Origin of the sequence: Collibacillus ludicampi (assembly GCF_023705585.1) — a bacterium.
Classification (GTDB): domain Bacteria; phylum Bacillota; class Bacilli; order Tumebacillales; family BOQE01; genus Collibacillus; species Collibacillus ludicampi.
Genome location: NZ_BOQE01000001.1, coordinates 3,039,122 through 3,056,951, shown reverse-complemented (window position 1 = coordinate 3,056,951; position 17,830 = coordinate 3,039,122). Strand labels below are relative to the sequence as shown.

General features: G+C 49.2%; 15 protein-coding genes. All 15 read right to left on the bottom strand.

What is annotated here, in order from left to right:
• Positions 1–7: 7 nt before the first annotated feature.
• A complete protein-coding gene (gene ftsA / locus DNHGIG_RS15490; RefSeq protein WP_282200431.1) occupies positions 8–1,231 on the bottom strand; it encodes a cell division protein FtsA in 1,224 nt (407 codons plus the stop codon).
• Positions 1,232–1,353: 122 nt separating this feature from the next.
• Positions 1,354–1,704 carry a small basic family protein gene (locus tag DNHGIG_RS15485; protein ID WP_439647746.1) on the bottom strand — a complete coding sequence of 117 codons (351 nt, stop codon included), beginning with the start codon at positions 1,702–1,704 and terminating at the stop codon, positions 1,354–1,356.
• On the bottom strand, positions 1,701–2,456 hold the full coding sequence (locus DNHGIG_RS15480; protein WP_282200430.1) for a DUF881 domain-containing protein: 756 nt from the start codon (positions 2,454–2,456) through the stop codon (positions 1,701–1,703). Before DNHGIG_RS15480 ends, DNHGIG_RS15485 begins: the two co-directional genes overlap by 4 nt.
• 37 nt (positions 2,457–2,493) lie before the next feature.
• Complete coding sequence (locus DNHGIG_RS15475) at positions 2,494–3,240, bottom strand: DUF881 domain-containing protein (RefSeq protein ID WP_282200429.1); 747 nt, start codon at positions 3,238–3,240, stop codon at positions 2,494–2,496.
• A gap of 58 nt (positions 3,241–3,298) precedes the next feature.
• A complete protein-coding gene (gene murA / locus DNHGIG_RS15470; RefSeq protein WP_282200428.1) occupies positions 3,299–4,558 on the bottom strand; it encodes a UDP-N-acetylglucosamine 1-carboxyvinyltransferase in 1,260 nt (419 codons plus the stop codon).
• Between the two features lie 27 nt (positions 4,559–4,585).
• A complete protein-coding gene (gene murB, locus DNHGIG_RS15465; protein ID WP_282200427.1) occupies positions 4,586–5,503 on the bottom strand; it encodes a UDP-N-acetylmuramate dehydrogenase in 918 nt (305 codons plus the stop codon).
• A gap of 113 nt (positions 5,504–5,616) precedes the next feature.
• Positions 5,617–6,744 carry an undecaprenyldiphospho-muramoylpentapeptide beta-N-acetylglucosaminyltransferase gene (gene murG / locus DNHGIG_RS15460; RefSeq protein WP_282200426.1) on the bottom strand — a complete coding sequence of 376 codons (1,128 nt, stop codon included), beginning with the start codon at positions 6,742–6,744 and terminating at the stop codon, positions 5,617–5,619.
• Between the two features lie 15 nt (positions 6,745–6,759).
• The gene (gene spoVE / locus DNHGIG_RS15455) at positions 6,760–7,860 is read right to left on the bottom strand and encodes a stage V sporulation protein E (RefSeq protein WP_282200425.1); all 1,101 of its coding nucleotides are present in this window, start codon (positions 7,858–7,860) and stop codon (positions 6,760–6,762) included.
• A 38-nt stretch (positions 7,861–7,898) separates the two neighbouring features.
• A complete protein-coding gene (gene murD, locus DNHGIG_RS15450) occupies positions 7,899–9,257 on the bottom strand; it encodes a UDP-N-acetylmuramoyl-L-alanine--D-glutamate ligase (RefSeq protein ID WP_369414722.1) in 1,359 nt (452 codons plus the stop codon).
• A 13-nt stretch (positions 9,258–9,270) separates the two neighbouring features.
• Complete coding sequence (gene mraY / locus DNHGIG_RS15445) at positions 9,271–10,230, bottom strand: phospho-N-acetylmuramoyl-pentapeptide-transferase (protein WP_282200424.1); 960 nt, start codon at positions 10,228–10,230, stop codon at positions 9,271–9,273.
• A gap of 98 nt (positions 10,231–10,328) precedes the next feature.
• Positions 10,329–11,714, bottom strand: coding sequence for a UDP-N-acetylmuramoyl-tripeptide--D-alanyl-D-alanine ligase (locus DNHGIG_RS15440; RefSeq protein WP_282200423.1), 1,386 nt, complete (start codon positions 11,712–11,714; stop codon positions 10,329–10,331).
• Entirely contained in the window at positions 11,711–13,195 is a 1,485-nt protein-coding gene (locus tag DNHGIG_RS15435; protein ID WP_282200422.1) for a UDP-N-acetylmuramoyl-L-alanyl-D-glutamate--2,6-diaminopimelate ligase, read from the bottom strand. Before DNHGIG_RS15435 ends, DNHGIG_RS15440 begins: the two co-directional genes overlap by 4 nt.
• A gap of 66 nt (positions 13,196–13,261) precedes the next feature.
• Positions 13,262–15,202, bottom strand: a complete 1,941-nt coding sequence (locus DNHGIG_RS15430; protein WP_439647745.1) for a stage V sporulation protein D — start codon at positions 15,200–15,202, stop codon at positions 13,262–13,264.
• Between the two features lie 95 nt (positions 15,203–15,297).
• On the bottom strand, positions 15,298–17,436 hold the full coding sequence (locus DNHGIG_RS15425) for a PASTA domain-containing penicillin-binding protein (RefSeq protein ID WP_282200421.1): 2,139 nt from the start codon (positions 17,434–17,436) through the stop codon (positions 15,298–15,300).
• Positions 17,433–17,822, bottom strand: a complete 390-nt coding sequence (locus DNHGIG_RS15420) for a septum formation initiator family protein (RefSeq protein WP_282200420.1) — start codon at positions 17,820–17,822, stop codon at positions 17,433–17,435. The genes DNHGIG_RS15425 and DNHGIG_RS15420 overlap by 4 nt, the downstream gene beginning before the upstream one ends.
• Positions 17,823–17,830 lie beyond the last annotated feature (8 nt).

Here is a 17,830-nt window from a genome sequence, read left to right as displayed (position 1 = left end):
TTAGTTGTTATACGAATTCGCTAAACCAGCCCTTGATTCTGTCCATGAAGCCATTGACTTTGCGGCGGGTAGGAACTGTTCCGGCATTCGACTTGCGCACATACGTTTTCGCCACATATTTGATAATCCCTACCCCATTGACGAACGAAGGGTCGCGAACTCCCAAATACTCGGGAACGGCTACACGAACGACGGCGTCAAATTCGTATTCGGCCAGTTTATCGGTACCTGGCATGGAAACCACGCCACCCGCCAATACGTACCCGCCAGGAACTTCCTTTGGCGGTATCCCCATTTTTTCAACTTCCCGTTGAATGAGAAGAAAGATCTCTTGCATGCGAGGTTCTATGATGTTTGCCAGATCAACCTGGTTAAACTCCTTCTCAATGTTACTTCCTATGCGCGGAACTTTGAAGGTCTCGTCTTCAGATGCAAGAGAGACGAGAGCACAACCATGTCGACTTTTTATCGCTTCGGCAACTTCTGTCGTGGTGCGAAGACCTATGGCTATATCATTGGTGATATAATCCCCGCCAATAGGAATCACGGATGTCGCGGTGAGTACTCCATGTTCAAAATAGGAAACCGTCGTTTGACCAGCACCGATATCACAAAGCACTACTCCCAGATTACGTTCATCGCTGGATAAAGCGACCGCACTGGCTGCCAGCGGCATCAAGACGAGGCCCGCATATTGGATGCCCGCGCGCTCCACGCATCGCACCAGGTTATGAATGACCGTCCTGGAACCTGTGACTATGTACGCATTCACTTCAAGGCGCACGCCGATCATACCGCGCGGATCGTGGATACCGTCAAGCCCGTCGACGATGAACTCCTTAGGGACGACGTCGATAACCTCCCTTTCAGGGGGGAGAGCAATCACTCTTGCAGCCTGCATCACACGCGCGATATCTTCCTCTCCGATCTCACGATCAGGGGAGGATACGGCCACGACACCATGGCTGTTTTGCAGAGCAATATGATTGCCGGAAATCCCCACATATGCTGATTGAATTTGAATACCCACCATGCGTTCTGCGTGATCAATCGCTTCACGAATCGACTGAACAGTCCTATCTATATCAACGATTGCACCCTTCCGAATACCGTCACCGTCAGCAGACCCAACTCCAATGACATTCAGGGTCGTGCCATCCAATTCTCCAATGATCGCCCGCACTTTCGATGTTCCAATATCCAGGCTGACGATGATATCGCCTTTAGTCAAGCGTTGGCACCTCCCACTGTTAAGACCCCAAAAAAATCCCTATCAAAAATAAAATTCAACGCCATCTGGCGTATCCCTCTTTTTCTCGCAAACTTTATAAAAAAAATAATGGGATTCGACCATTATTTTACAGAATTCTGACGTCGGTTCATCAAAAGCCTGCGAATGGTTGCGATATTTTGGAAAAGGCGTACACCGAAGGCAAATACAGCCGCAAGATAAAGATCTACCCCTAGTTTGACACCAATGAACGCAAGCAACGCCGCCAATAACGTATTAAAGAAAAAACCGCTAATGAACACTTTGCTGTCAAAATGACGTTCCAAACTCGCGCGAATCCCTCCGAACACAGTATCCAAAGCGGCCAAAATCGCAATGGACAAATAGCTGCTGTACTGTATTGGAATCGAGAAATTAATGACAAGTCCAATGAAAACACCTAACGCCAAACCGACGATGGGTATCCAAATCATTTCTTACCACCTTCCGTATCCACCTGAGCATAACGGATGTCTACCGGTTCGGAATAAGCCGGAACACGGAGAGGGGTGTCACGATACTCTGTGATCACCATTTCTTTTGCGTTAAACAGGCGGAGGTTTTCCGCGTACATGGACTGTATCACACTCTTCATTCTCTCGACATCTTCACCAACCGCTTTGATCTCGAAAGGTAAAACCACATTTCGAGTATTTACTTGCAAAACATTCGGTGAAATTGAACGGATACACGATGTTGTCACGATTCGATTGTCATTGATCGATACGGCCTGCGCACCGTTTGCAAAAAGCGTGTTGACCATACTGATCAGTTCCTCGTCCCTGACAGCGATATCCTCAGGCCTTGTAGAAGGGGGTAATTGTGTAAAAAACAAAGGGTTGTCACGAATTTCGATTTTGATACCGTGACCTTCAACATCAGTCAGACCCGCTTCACGTTTCACTTTTGCCAATTCATCTTCCATCGTTTGAACCATCTTCTTCTGGTCGCCAGACGATCGTTTGTACTCCTCGATCTTTTCGTTTGCCAAGTCGATTTGTTTGCGCAACGATTTCTGATTGTCCATCTCATATGCCAACTGGCTTCTCAGTTGTATGATGTCACCGGCGAAGGGTGTGCGGGGTCTGTTATTCGCAGTAAACTGCACGGTCAGCATCGTTCCGAGGAGCAGGCTGACTGTAAACAAGCTGATGCGAAATCCCCAGCCGGCTTTCTGATTCTCCATCGTATTCCTCCTTCGCGAGCGGAAAAAGTTTTCCCGATTAACCCCCGTCTTCGTTCTTGCTCAAACGGTTGAAATCGCCTGTATATGCTGGCAACTTCAGAAGTGGAACTTCTTTGGGAGGGACGACCGTTAACTGACGATCAGGCCCGCGAAGATAATCAAGCACTCCCGCGCGCATTGTGAGAGCGGTAATCAGTTGCTGAGGGTTCCCAATGGCTTCAATCTTGACGGGAACGGTCGTCGTTTGATCGTTTACTTTGACCACCGGCCCGATACAAACGATCGATCTCGTTGTTGCCACCCGTATACCGTTGACGGCGACCGCTTCCGCGCCCGCCAGAAACAACTCATTGACGACCCGGTTTATATCTACATCATGAATGATACGTGGAATCTCTTTTTCCGGATCCCCGGAATTGGGAACACGATTCATGTCGCTATCTGAAATCGTCAATTGGATACCCGGCCCTTGAACGGGGACGGTAGCTGCAAGGATCCGCGCATTTTCAAGCTCTTTGCGCAAATTCTCGTTCATCGCCCCCGATTGTTTCTCATATTGCACGATTTGCTGTTCCAGTTCACTCAACTTGGTTTCCAATTGTTTGTTCGTATCTTGAATAACCTTCAATTCCTCCAGCGTTTGTTTGGTATTCTGGTTTGACGAGAGAATTTCCACGCTGCTGCTTGTCTGCTGTGTTACGCGATATTGTATAGCCAACATAAATCCAAAAACCATTGAGATAATCGTAAGTATGACGGTCGAACGCGCTCTGGCAGACGGCATGTCCATCGCTCCTCCCAAAAAAGGGCGGCACACTTATATATGCCACCACCTCATGAATTTAACCTGATTTTATGCGCCATGCACGCGCTCCCAACGAGTTCAGTACGTCCTCGATTCGTTCGTAACCGCGATCGATATGCTGCAACCCAGTAATATGAGTGACACCTTTAGCTGCCAAGGCTGCGATCACCAATGCCGCACCTGCCCTTAGATCGGACGCTTCAACAGAAGCGGCAGTCAGTTCAGACACCCCTTGGACGAATGCTGTTCGAAGATCCACTTTGATATTCGCACCCATTCGCCTCAGTTCGCTGACATGTTTAAACCTCTCTTCGAATATCGTTTCTGAAACAATGGAGGAACCTTTCGCGATTGTAAGGAGAGACATAAACGGTGCTTGTAAATCGGTAGGAAAACCCGGATATGGAGCTGTTTGTATGCGATCAACCGCACGCAATTCTCCGCGCGATCGCACGTTAATTATATCACGATCCACCTTGATTTCAACACCGGCCTCACGGAGTTTCGTGAGCACCACGCCCAGATGTCCGGGGATCACATTGATCAAACGGATATCCCCTCTGGTGATCGCACCGGCTAACAGAAATGTCCCGGCGACAATGCGATCGGGGATAATCGTATGTCTTGTAGGACGCAACTCTTCCACACCTTGAATGGTTATCGTATCTTCACCAGCACCGCTTATCTTTGCACCCATCTTATTGAGAAAGCGGGCCAAATCCACAATTTCTGGTTCTCTCGCAGCGTTTCCGATCGTCGTCGTACCTTCCGCTAAAGTCGCCGCCATCATCAGATTCTCGGTGGTACCTACACTCGGAATGTCTAAATAAATATGATCCCCGCGTAATCGTTCCGTAGTGCATTGAATGTATCCGCCCTTCTCTTCAATGTTCGCACCCAACGCTTTCAAACCTTTAAGGTGAAGGTCTATCGGGCGCGAACCGATGGTACATCCACCCGGCTTGGATACCCGTACCGTGCCGAATCGAGCGAGAATCGGGCCCATGAGAAAAATCGACGAACGCATCTGCCGCATCATTTCTTCAGGAACTTCAAAGGTATGAATCGTTGAAGAATCAACTTGTGCCGTTCTTCCTTCAATCGAGACCTTGGCGCCCAATGATTCAAGAATTTGCGACATGACACGTATGTCTTTGAGATCAGGCACATCGGTAATGGTGCTTTTGCCCGCCGCTAGAACGCTCGCCGCAAGAATGGGAAGAGCGGCATTCTTCGCACCGTGAACGCGAACCGAGCCGGTGAGCGGTCGTCCTCCTACGATAGCCAAACGTTCCACCGTGTCACCTCCTGTTGTTACATGCAGCTAGACATCCTCACCTACAATTCTCACTTCCGGAATGAGAGATATCCCGTATTTTTCCAGAATAGTGGTTTGCGCGAGTTCGATGAGTTGCAAGATGTCAGATGCTCTCGCATTGCCCAGGTTGACGATAAAGTTTCCATGCAGTTCGGAGATTTGCGCTCCCCCGATCTTCTTTCCCTTTAGCCCTGATTGTTCAATGAGAAATCCGGCATGAGTATGCTCCGGATTTCGAAAGACACTTCCGCAACTGGGCAGTTGAAGAGGTTGGGTCGTTTGCCTGCGCTTCGTCCAACCTCTGACTGTCTCCAGCATCTTCTCCGTATCCCCTTGTTTCAATTGAAACGTTGCGGAGACTACAATGCGAGGATGATCTTTCAATATACTGTAACGATATTCGAAATGCAGATCTGCGTTGGAGAGTCTGCTTATTGTACCATCAGCCTCAACAATTTCTGCATGCAAAAGGACATCCTTCGTTTCGCTGCCATGAGCCCCTGCATTCATCATCACCGCGCCACCAACCGTCCCCGGAATTCCTGTAGCGAACTCCAACCCGCTCAATCCGTTTCGCATCGAAAAGTTTGCGCAAGATACATACGAGCGCCCCGATTCTGCCCGGACACAGAAATCATTTTCCAGGGAAATCTGCGAAAAATTATCCGCAAGCTTAATCACCACACCGCGGATCCCTCCGTCGCGGACGAGAAGGTTTGACCCCCTTCCTATCACATGCCAGGGCAAAGCATGGTCTGTGCATATGTTCATAAGTCGCTGGATGTGCTCAATCTTTGTGGGAACGACAAACACGTCGGCAGGTCCACCGACCTTCCAAGTCGTATGTTTTGACATGGGTTCATCGAAAAACACCGCACCTACCTCATGTTTGCTCAATAACGATTGCAAGATATGTTTCTCCATGACTTACCTCCAGCATTGATCCTCGTACCCTCATAGTATGCCATCTATAAAAGAGTGTGACAAACGTCCAAGTTCATCACTTTGCAAATAAAAACCTGAGCCAGGTCAATCGCTCAGGTTTTCGTGACGGTGAGCAGTTCCTTCATAACTCGGTAGATATTCTCTAATGCATCGGGCATTCCTAATGTCCGGCTGCTTTCACTCATCGCAGCGAGTTGCTGCGGATTTGATACAAGGGAAAAAACGGTATCAAACAAACGTTTTCCCGTCAATTCGGACTCCCGAATCATCACTCCGCCTCCATGTTCCACGACCCAGCGCGCGTTGAGCTCCTGATGGTTTGCAGTCACGTAAGGAGACGGAATAAACACAGCTGGGACGCCCATCGCCGTCAATTCCGCGATGGTAGACGCTCCCGCGCGTCCGATCAACAAATCGGTCTGTGACAACAATTCAGGCATCTCATACACGAACGGACGGACGAGAATCGTGCGCGCCTTGTCAAGCTTTTTATCACGCACGCGCTTCATGATTTCATCATAGTGAACTTTTCCCGTAATGTACAGCAGTTGAAAGACATCCTGCCGAGCAACTTCTTCCAACATATTCATGACCGCCTCGTTGATCGGTTTAGCCCCACGTGATCCCGAAACGACAACGACAGTCTTAAGCTTTCGATCCAATCCCAGTTCCGTGCCTGCCCGGTGAGCGCTGTCCTTGTCGACTTGAATCACTTCACTTGCTCGCGGATTACCCGTAAGTATAACTTTTTGTTTATATTTACTTAAGTACTTTTCCGCATCGGCAAAAGAAATACACACGCGATGTACAAAACGGCTGAGAAAACGGTTCGTCAATCCCGGATAGACGTTCTGTTCGTGAATGACCGTCAGGTGACCCATGAGCCGCGCCACAAACAATACAGGAGCACAAACATACCCACCGGTTCCGATGACGATATCCGGTTTGAACTCACGGATGATCGAGTGTGCCTGACGAATTCCCTTGGTTAGTTTCCAGAAAGTTTTTATCGTATCAAACGATAAACTCCGTTTCAAGCCGGAAACTTCAATCGTACGGAAAGTAAAGCCCGAACGTGGAACAATATCACTTTCCAGCCCTCGTTCGGTCCCCACATATAAAATCTCAACCTGTTTTTCTTTTCGTTGCAAGTATTTCGCGATGGCGAGCGCGGGATAGATATGCCCACCCGTACCGCCACCGGTAAGAAGCACTCTCACTCAGTAATCATCCTCTCACTTCGCGTATCGAGAGATATTCAATAAGATTCCCACACATGTGAGCATGAGCATTAGTGAAGAGCCGCCGAAACTGATAAACGGCAGGGTGATTCCCGTCGCCGGCATCGAACCTGTAACCACACCGATATTGATGATGACCTGTACGGCGATCATACCGGTAATGCCAACTGCGAGCAGAGAACCAAACGTATCGGGAGCCGTGATCGCCGTGCGCACCCCGCGCCAGAGCAGAAGCAAGAAGAGCAGGATGACGGTGGTGGCGCCGAGGAAACCAAGTTCTTCCGACAAGATGGCGAAAATAAAGTCTGTCTGCGGCTCAGGTAAGTACAAGAATTTTTGTCTCGATCTTCCAAGACCGAGCCCTAACAAACCGCCTGGGCCTATGGCAAACAAAGACTGTATGATTTGATAGCCTTCTGTTCGTTCATAAGCCCATGGATCGAGAAAAGCGAAAATTCGCTTCAAACGGTAAGGGGCCACAATCACCAACAAGGCGAACACAGGGATACCTAACGAAGCCAATCCCGCCAAATGCTTAAAACGCGCACCGGCCGCAAAGATGATCAAGATCGCCGTCCCCATGATGACAACACTCTGTCCCAGATCCGGTTCCAGCATAATCAATCCGACGATCCCTATAACGATCAGAAGCGGTGGTAAAAGCCCACGGCGAAACTCCTGAATTCGCGCTTGATGTTTTTCTAACCAGTGAGCGAAAAACACGATCATGCCTAATTTCGCAAATTCGGAAGGCTGGATCCCCAATGAGCCGATTCCAAGCCATGCACGGGAACCGTTGCGCACCTGCCCGATCCCAGGAATGATCACGGCGATCAATAACAGGATACAGAGCAGCAACCCCGGTTTCGCATACTGCTTCAACTTCCGGTAATCGTAATTCATCATCACATACATCATAATCAGCCCGGCGATCGCCCACAAGAGTTGACGTTTGGCAAAATAAAAAGAATCCCCGTATTTCTGCCCTGAGAGCACGGCGCTCGCGCTGTAAATCATAACGATGCCGATGCCAAGCAACAGTAGCGTTGAAACGATAATCAGCAGGTCCGGATTCTTTCGCACTCTTGTATCCAAGTGAGAACCCCCTCGATGACACGGTCTCGTCCCAATCGCTACATTGTATGCACGGCTTGTTTAAATATGCGCCCTCTCTCTTCGAACGATTTATACATATCCCAACTCGCACATGCGGGAGAAAGCAAGACCGTATCACCAGGTTCGGCCAGGCTCTTCGCGACTTGAACCGCTTCTTCGATCCGTGATACTTTAATACGCTTGGATACGCCTGCTTTCTCGGCAGCCAGAAGCAATTTGTCGGCCGATTGGCCCAGTGTGACGATCGCTTTCACATGTTTTTGAAAAACGGGAATCAAGAGGTGAAAATCATCTCCGCGATCCAGTCCTCCCGCGATCAAGATCACACGTTCAGGAAATGAGGTAATTGCTCTCAATGCTGCTTGCGAATTGGTCGCTTTCGAATCGTTATAATACTTGACCCCATCTTTCGCTCCTACATATTCCAAGCGGTGTTCGACACCGCGGAAACGCATCAATACGGTGCGAATCGCCTGTTCGCATGCACCAGCCGCAAAAGAAGCGGCCGTGGCAGCCAACGCGTTCTCAAGATTGTGTTCACCCGGCAAGGCGACTTCGGAGACATTGCAGATCTCTCGTTCCTGCCCGTCTTTCCGTGCGATAATCACGCCGTCTTGTACAAAAACCCCTTCATGGAGCCGCTTTGTACGACTGAATGGAAAAATCCGCGCGCGGATTGACGAAGCAAGTTCCATCACAAGAGGTTGATCCGCGTTCAAAACAGCGATATCATCCTCTTTCTGATTGATAAATAAACGGCTCTTCGCCTGACGGTACGCTTCTAACGTCCCATGGTAATCGAGATGCGCTTCATATAGATTCAAAAGTACAGCGATTCTTGGGCGAAACTCTAACGTTCCCATTAACTGAAAGCTTGACAATTCGGCAACAACCCATTGATCAGAACGGACTGTGCTTACAATTTCCGAAAGAGCTCGTCCAATATTTCCTGCTACGACAGGCTTGAGACCCGCCTCTTCCAGAATTTTACCAGTCAATGTGGTTGTCGTAGTTTTCCCGTTGGATCCAGTGATTCCCAGAATGGGCGCTTTACAGTACAAATAGGCGATTTCAACTTCTGTTACGACTGGGATTCCCAGTTGTAACGCTTTTTTTACAGGTGTAGCCGTATAAGGAATCCCCGGATTTTTTACAATCAGATCAACTGCAGGGGAAACAATCCCTTCGGGATGTCCCCCCAAAATCACCGGGATCCCCCTCTCCTCCAGTTCTTCCACCTCAGGTCCAAGACTCTCTCTCTCTTTCATGTCATTCACAGTGACCCTGGCTCCCTGCGTATGTAAAAGACGTGCCACAGCCGCGCCGCTACGGGCGAGGCCGAGCACGAGAATGTTTTTCCCTCGGAAGTCCATCATATCGTACGTCCTTTCATTTCATATATAGAGCCAAAGCCCCGATTGACAGGAACAAGCCAACCGCCCAGAATGTACCTACCACGCGCCATTCGGACCAGCCTGACAATTCGAAATGATGGTGAAGGGGGCTCATTTTAAAGACTCGTTTACCGGTGGTTTGAAAAGAAATCACCTGAATGATGACGGATAGTGCTTCGACGACAAACACACCGCCGATCAGCACGAGTAAAAATTCGGTTTTGGTCAACACAGCGACAGCCGCCAACGCTCCCCCGATCGCCAACGATCCTGTATCGCCCATGAACACTTTGGCGGGATGAGCGTTAAACACGAGAAAAGCGAGTACACCGCCCACCATGGCGGCACAAAACACAGAAACATCATACTTGCTGCCCAAGAGCGCGATGATCGAATAGGCTCCAAATGCGATCGCAGTTGTTCCCGCCGCCAATCCATCAAGTCCGTCTGTCAGATTGACCGCGTTAGAGGTGCCAATCACCACGAAAATCAGGAAAGGAAGATACAAAAGTCCCAAGTTCCAATGCACGTCGATTCCTGGGATGTCCAATGACATATCAAATCCGCGAAGATACAAAATCAAGAAAAAGATCAACCCGATCAGGATCTGTCCAAGAAGCTTCTGTTTCGCTCGCAAGCCTAGATTACGTTTCATCACCACTTTGATGTAATCATCGAGGAATCCAACCAAGCCGTAGCCCAGTGTGACGATGAGAAGCAGGAGAACATCCCATGAACGATCGGATAAGATCAGTGTCGTAAACGTGAGTGCCACCAGAATGATGATACCACCCATCGTCGGCGTTCCCGCTTTTTTCTGATGTGCTTGCGGACCTTCCGCGCGAATCGCCTGGCCAAACTTTAACTTTCGTAAAATCGGAATAAAAAGCGGGCCAAGGATCACACCGACCACAAAAGCTACTCCAGTTGTGATGAACAATGTCTGCATATCCATCAAAGGTCCTCCTCAAGACGTTGTTCAAAAAGGCTTCGTTCGATGTGCTGTTCATATCCCTGTCACAGCAGAAGCTTTTTTGAACACGCTAACTGCCATCAAATCAATGCTCTTGCAACCGTTTCAAGCTTCATCCCTCTGGAAGCTTTCACCAAAACAACCGGATGATCCGCCTCTTTCAGCCATTCTTCGAGGATTGGGATCACATCCGCAGCCGAATCACGGGCTAGAATACTCTCAGAGGTCATTCCTCCCGCGAGCGCCCCATCCCTCATATCCGCCGCATGATTTCCGATGATCAATAGGCGGTCGATTCCAAGCTCACCTGCGAGCCGCCCTACTTCCCAATGCAAACGTGCGGCATCCGGACCGAGTTCCAGCATGTCACCCAAAACGGCCACTTTCAAATCCGCTTCCGTGATGCCAGCAAGCGTATGGAGAGCCGCTCGCATGGACGTGGGGCTAGCGTTATATGCATCATTGATCACCTGACCGCCAAAGCGTCCAGGTTGGACTTCAAAACGCATGCCGGTGAGAGTGACGTTCGCCAGACCGGTTGCAATTTGCTCATCCGAGAGGCCGATCAACCTCCCGATCGCGATGGCGGATAAAGCGTTTGAAACTTGATGTCTTCCCGGTACGGGCAATCGAAACCTCATATCCGTGCCTTTCACGCGGAACATAGAACCTTTCAAACCATTCGCCTGTACATCGGTGGCTCTTACATCATTGCCATCAGTGAAGCCGAACCAAATGACTGAAGCTTCCGAATGAGTCGCAAGCGAACGAAGCAGAGGTTCATCTCCCTGAAGAATGGCCGTGTCTTTCGCCGTCAAACACTCGATCAGCTCAAACTTCGCCTGCGCGATCCTCTCTCGTGAACCCAGTTGTTCGAGGTGGGCTTCCCCGATGTTTGTGATGACACCCATTTGAGGAGCTGCGATTTCCGCAAGAAGTCGGATTTCACCGATGTCGCTCATCCCCATCTCCACGACCGCATACTGTGTGGTTTTCTCCAGTTGCAAAAGGGTAAGAGGCACTCCAATATGGTTGTTCAGATTACCTTCCGTCTTTTGCACCGTGTGGTTTTCTTTTAAAACTGCCGCAATCATATCTTTCGTAGAGGTTTTTCCATTACTGCCCGTCACGCCGATAATCGTCACAGACAACATTTGCCGATATGCTTTAGCCAGTTGCTGTAATGCGATCAACGTATCGTCCACTCCGATATACGTGACATCCTTTCGGACTCCGTCTGGCAATGGACGATCCAGTTGCCATAACACGGCGGTCGCTCCGTTCTCGATCGCTTGCGGCACGAATTCGTGTGCATCAAACCGTTCTCCTTTTAACGGGACGAACAACCTTCCTTTCTGTTCTTTACGGGAATCGATGGAAACCCCCCGGATCATCCCCCCATCGGGACCGATCAGTTTCATACCATTAACCATTCGAATACATTCAGGAATCGATATCTGTATCATATTTCACCTCGTATCGCTTTTGCGGCGATTTCTCTGTCATCATAATGATACTTCGTCTTGCCGATAATCTGATAGGTTTCATGCCCTTTCCCGGCGATTAAGACCACATCTCCTTCGATCGCCTTACCGATCGCGAAGCGAATCGCTTCCGTCCTGTCTGTCAAGCGCACGTAGCGTTCTCTTGCCACATCGTGCAATCCCGCTTCCATATCGTCGAGAATCTGTTCCGGATCTTCCGTGCGCGGATTATCGGAAGTGAGCACTGTCAAGTCGGAATAATCGACTGCAATTTTGGCCATCTTGGGACGTTTGGTTCGGTCGCGGTCACCCCCGCACCCCACCACTGTATATACCTTGCCTTTCGCAAATTCGCGAATCGTCCTTAAAACATTTTCCAAAGAATCGGGCGTATGTGCATAATCGACGACGACTGTATAAGGCTGACCTGCAAGCACACGTTCAAACCTTCCGGGAACTCCAGAGACCGCCTCGAGTGAAGGCTTGATTTTTTCAAGCGGTATCCCTTCACACAGGCAAACGGCAGCAGCCGCAAGTGCATTATATACGGCAAACGTACCCGTCATCTGTAACTGAAGGTCGATGGAACCCGCCCACGATTCGATACGAAAAGCGGCACCCTCCGCTTCAATCTTCACGTCTGTAGCACGTACGTCTGCGTCGTTCTTGATCCCGTATGTAACCGTTTGTACGGCACACTGTCCCAGGAAGTATTCCGCGGAAGGATCATCTATGTTGATTACGGCGTACTTGTTCGTCGAAACGTCGCTCGTGAACGTGTTGCCGAGTTGCGCAAAAAACTTACCTTTCGCGATCCGATAGTTTTCCATCGTACCGTGAAAATCCAAATGATCCTGTGTCAGATTGGTAAATACCGCGATATGAAAATCGGTTCCTGCCACGCGTTTCAATTCGACCGCATGTGAAGAAACTTCCATAATCGGGTATTCCGTTCCGATATCTTTCATGGCTCGAAACGTTTCCTGTAGTTCAAGCGCTTCCGGTGTCGTATTCACGACATCAAATTCCTTATTGCCGATCCGTTTTTTGATGGTTCCAATCAAGCCGGTCACATGCCCATTGTCGGTAAGAATTCGGTCGATCAAATGGGTGACGGTGGTTTTCCCATTGGTTCCGGTAACACCGATCACTTTCATTTGTTTCGACGGATGTCCGTAAAAAACGGACGCAAGCACCGAAATTGCTGCCCGCGTGCTGCGGACAACAATCTGCGGTGCTATGATTCCTTCCATCTCTTGTTCTACGACAACGGCCGCCGCACCTTTTGAAACCGCCTGCTCCACAAAATCGTGGCCGTCAACGGTTGCTCCGCGTAATGCGATAAACATCATACCGGGACCGACCGATCGAGAATCGGCGGTGATCCCTGTGATCTCGATACCTTCGACGGACCCAATGACTTTCTTCAATAAAATAGGAGCAATGAGTTCTTGCAGCAGCAACTGAATTTCCTCCTCGCCATTCTTCTTCCTCATTATTGACAACTGTAGGTCTTTTAGAACCCCCTGTCAAGAAGTCGGTTGATCACTCAAATAGAGCCGGATCGTTGAACCAGGTTTTACTTTCATACCCGCTTCGGGTGACTGCGCAACAACATAATTTCCTTGACCGACCGTTTCGGTTTTTAAATTGGCGTCCGAGGTGATCATCACTTTTTGTGCTTCTTCTTTCGATAAGCCAGCCAATTGAGGGACAGCGACAGGGCGCACATCCAGATATCCGTATTTGCGTTCGATGCCATTTGTAGAAGGAGGAACATTTAAGTAACGCAGAGAATCCGCCAGGATGTTGCCGACCACAGGTGCAGCAATGACGCCCCCGAAAACGAGCGGTGCCTTCGGATTATCAATCGCAATATACGCGACTAAGCGGGGATTATCGACAGGAGCCATCCCGATGAAGGAAACGATATAGTGTCCATTCTCGTATCCCCCTCCGGGAGAAGCCACTTGCGCGGTTCCGGTTTTCCCTCCTACACGGTATCCGTCCAGATAAGCATTTTTCCCGCTTCCCCTCGCAACAACGCTTTCCATGGCTTCCCGCACCAGTTTCGCCGTCTGTTCCGAAACGACGCGGCGAACAACGGTAGGCTCATTGCGTTCTAAGACTTCACCCGTATCAGGATCACGCCATTCCTTAGCGATATAAGGTTTCATCAACTTGCCGCCGTTGGCGATTGCCGAAACAGCCATCACCTGTTGGATCGGAGTCACCGAAACCCCCTGTCCGAACGAAGTCGTTGCCAATTCCAGCGGGCCTACTCGATTCAGTTTAAAAAGAATCCCTTTTCCCTCTCCCGGCATATCGATACCCGTTTTTTCACCAAATCCGAATTTGTGGATGTACTCAAACAGTTTCTCTTTACCCAACCGTTGTCCGAGAAGCATAAACCCCGGATTGCACGAGTTTTCCACCACTTGAAGAAACGTTTCGGATCCATGACCTCCCGCTTTCCAACACTTCACGCGCCGACCCGCTACTTCAAAATATCCCGGATCGAAAAAACCTTCGTTCAGGTTCACCTTCTTCTCTTCTAATGCGGCCGCCAATGTCACGATCTTAAATGTCGAACCGGGTTCGAACGTTTTCCAGATCGATAAATTCCGATTGTACACCTCTTGCGAGTAGTTTCGATAATCGGCCGGGTTGAAAGTCGGATAGTTCTCCAACGCGAGTATCTCGCCCGTGTTAGGATCGGCGACGATCGCCATCACGCCGTCTGGGTGGTACGTAGCAACCACGTTGTCGACCTCACGTTTCACGAACGTATCGATTTCCTTGTCGATCGTCAAGACCAGATCATCCCCGTTTTGTGGAGGAACGTATTTATCATCTTCCTGCGGCATTTCTTCCCCGCGTGCATTCGCGTAGAACGAAATATAGCCCGGTTTCCCGCGCAATCGTTCATCATACCAAAGTTCAAGGCCTGTTAATCCCTGATTCTCGATCCCCGCAAACCCGAGAATATGTGCCGCCAATGACTCATTGGGGTAATAACGCTTCCCTTCTTCCGTGATGTAAATGCCCGGCAGTTTGAGTGAGCGCACCTCGCGCGCTTTGGCATCATCGATCTTACGTCCGCCGGGAGCTAGATAGACAAGCAATGATCGTTTGGAGATCGTTTTTACTACATCTTCCTTTTTCATTCCGAGAACTGGCGCCAATTTCGCGGCTGTAGCCTCTTTATCCTTGATCTGTGCAGGAACGGCCACCACAGTCGGAGCACTTCCATTATACGCTAACACTTCTCCATTCCTATCATAAATAACGCCACGTTTTGGCTCAACACGAATGGCTCTCGACCATAATTCTTCCGCTTTCTGTGTCAACCACGGCGCTTTTATAATTTGTAAATACGCAAGCCGGACGATCAATAGGATCAACACCGCTGCCAAAATGAACAAAATAATCATGAGACGCTTTCGCAAAAGCGCATTTGACGCTCGCAAAACGCTCCCCCCTTTGCCGCATGCTTTGTCCTTCTATACAAACCTATGCCTGACAAGAGGGGACTAGACATGTTATCAGAAGAAGACCCCGCGGTCTATTGTGACTGCGGGGCGAATGTGACTTTTATCTTGGTTCCGGGAGGAACACCTGTACCCGGAGGTTTGTCTTGCGATACTGCATAACCGCTTCCTGATGGTTCGAATGAAAGTCCTAAGAATGTAAGAATTTCCGCCACATCTCTCACCGATTTTCCGCTCAAATCGGGTACAGGAACCGTACCGTCTTTTCCGGTGGCTCGTCCAAGCAAAACCATTTCCGATGATCCAGAAACAACTTTGCTGCCCGGCGCAGGCCATTGATTGGTAACTTTCGCATCATTTCCGAGTACTTGAAGATTTAATTTCGTTTTCTTCGCTAAATCTTCCGCCTGGTCTTTCGTCAGATTTGTGAAATCAGGAACCTCGACATAAGAAACAGCTTGATCGTCTTTATTTTTCTCTTGCTTCTTCCCGTCGGAATCAGGAGCGATTCCCAAGTAAGGAAGAGCATTTTGGAAAAATTCCTTCGCCACCGGCGACGCTACCACGTTTCCGAACTGCACGGCATCCCTTGGATAATCGGCAGTGACGTAGACGAGCAACTTCGGTTTATCAGCGGGCGCGAAACCGATGAACGATGTAATGTACCGATCAGGATAATATCCGCCCCCAGGTTTGGGGATTTGTGCCGTTCCTGTCTTCCCCGCGATATGATATCCAGGTACGTAGGCGGCTTTCGATTCATCGTCTTTTACAACATCTTCCATAGAACTGCGAACCTGAGCCATGACATCAGGATTTGACACTTCACTTCGAACCAACGGTTTATTCTCGAAAACGGTAGGCCCTCCGTTCGGTTCACGCACTTCCTTTAACAGGTACGGACGCATCACTTTGCCACCGTTGGCAACTGCCGTTACAGCTGATACCTGTTGCATGGGTGTGACCGATACACCTTGTCCGAATGAAGTGACAGCCAAATCGAGATCCGTCATTTTATCCACGTTAAACAACTGGGAATCGCCTTCTCCTGGCAGGTCGATTCCTGTTTTTGTATTAAAGCCGAACTTATAGATGTAATCATAGAGCAACTTTTTCCCAAGCCGCTGTCCCAGGATGACAAACCCCACGTTACTGGAATGAACGACACCTTCCCGGAATGAAATCGTCCCCCACCCTTGGTAGTTCCAATCGTGGATCGGAGTACCCATGACCGTAATGGAACCCGATGGGAACGTTTCATCCAGACTCGCTTTCTTTTCTGTCAATGCGGCTGTCAATGTGACGATCTTAAACGTGGATCCCGGTTCGAACGAAGCGTTCACCGCCCAGTCATTGTCGAGCACTTCTTGCGGATACTCGTTGAACTTGTTCGGGTTGTACGTAGGTCTGTTGGCCAATGCGAGAATCTCACCCGTGTTCGGATCAGCGACGACGATCGAAGCCGTTTTCGGATGGTATTTCTGATACATATGATCGAGAGCAGACTCAGCAAAGTACTGCAACGTCTCATCGATCGTCAGATATACATCATTTCCGTTCTTTGCGGGAATCGTCTGACGGTGGTCATATGGCAAAGGATTTCCTTTGCTGTCTTTCAAATAAGTCGTTTTACCGTCTGTTCCCCTTAAATATTTGTTGTATTCCCCTTCAATTCCCGCTCCTTGTTTTCCGTCATCGAACACGTATCCGAGTACATGTGCCGCTAATTCATTGTTAGGATACACCCTTTTGCTTGTTCGAGTGAAGAAGATACCCGGGAGTTTCAGATTTTCAATCTTCTCTTTGGTCGCTTCGTCCACCTGCTGTTTTAAATCGAATCCTACGCCATCCGTTGAGGTTAAGGTTTTATAGATCTGGCTTTCCGGCATATCGAGCAAGGGTGCCAATTGTCGTGCATAATCTTCGGGGTTGCCCTTGCTTGGATCTTTTTTGTGTGCCTCTCTCATTTGATTGAGATCGGCAGAGACCGTATAAGCCACCGTTGTGTACGCAAGTTTGTTCCCATTGCGGTCATAGATCGTACCCCGGACGGCAGGGATCGTCTCGATTTCTTGCCAAACCGCTTCCGCCTTATCAGCCAACGCCTTCCCCTGAAATACCTGAAGATAGGCAAGGCGCAGGATCAAGAGTGCCATCATCAGGAACAAGACAAACCGCAATTTACCGGTGCGTCTGTTCGTAATTGAATTCATTGACTATCCCCACTCTGCCCCCCTTGCGCAGTGGGACTGTTTACAAATACCATTCCCAACTTATCTTTCGCAATCTCGATGATTCGCGCTGGACGTTCCAAATCTTGTATGTTTTTCGTCATCTTGGCCACTTCGTCCTGTTTGTCCATCACTTGTTGTTTCAAGTTTTCCACCTGCAGATTGGCTTGCGCAATTAACGCGTAACGATAAATTAGGCCGGAAGCAATGGCTGTGCAAAAGAGAACGGTACCGATCCATTTTAATTTTTCCTTACTTTTCTTGTTCAAAGATGCGTTACGAGCACGCACGTTCGTTTCCAGCGTTGCTGGATAAGTAGATAGATGACGAGCCGTGTTTTCCCTCGTATTCGGTTTGGTTGCGAGCATATGGCGAC

Excerpts from the sequence above, each read along its gene's own strand:
- DNHGIG_RS15485 (WP_439647746.1), bottom strand. The coding sequence starts at position 1,704 with ATGATTTGGATACCCATCGTCGGTTTGGCGTTAGGTGTTTTCATTGGA.
- DNHGIG_RS15480 (WP_282200430.1), bottom strand. The coding sequence starts at position 2,456 with ATGGAGAATCAGAAAGCCGGCTGGGGATTTCGCATCAGCTTGTTTACA.
- DNHGIG_RS15475 (WP_282200429.1), bottom strand. The coding sequence starts at position 3,240 with ATGCCGTCTGCCAGAGCGCGTTCGACCGTCATACTTACGATTATCTCA.
- murB (WP_282200427.1), bottom strand. The coding sequence starts at position 5,503 with ATGGAGAAACATATCTTGCAATCGTTATTGAGCAAACATGAGGTAGGT.
- murD (WP_369414722.1), bottom strand. The coding sequence starts at position 9,257 with ATGATGGACTTCCGAGGGAAAAACATTCTCGTGCTCGGCCTCGCCCGT.
- mraY (WP_282200424.1), bottom strand. The coding sequence starts at position 10,230 with ATGGATATGCAGACATTGTTCATCACAACTGGAGTAGCTTTTGTGGTC.
- DNHGIG_RS15440 (WP_282200423.1), bottom strand. The coding sequence starts at position 11,714 with ATGATACAGATATCGATTCCTGAATGTATTCGAATGGTTAATGGTATG.
- DNHGIG_RS15425 (WP_282200421.1), bottom strand. The coding sequence starts at position 17,436 with ATGAATTCAATTACGAACAGACGCACCGGTAAATTGCGGTTTGTCTTG.
- DNHGIG_RS15420 (WP_282200420.1), bottom strand. The coding sequence starts at position 17,822 with ATGCTCGCAACCAAACCGAATACGAGGGAAAACACGGCTCGTCATCTA.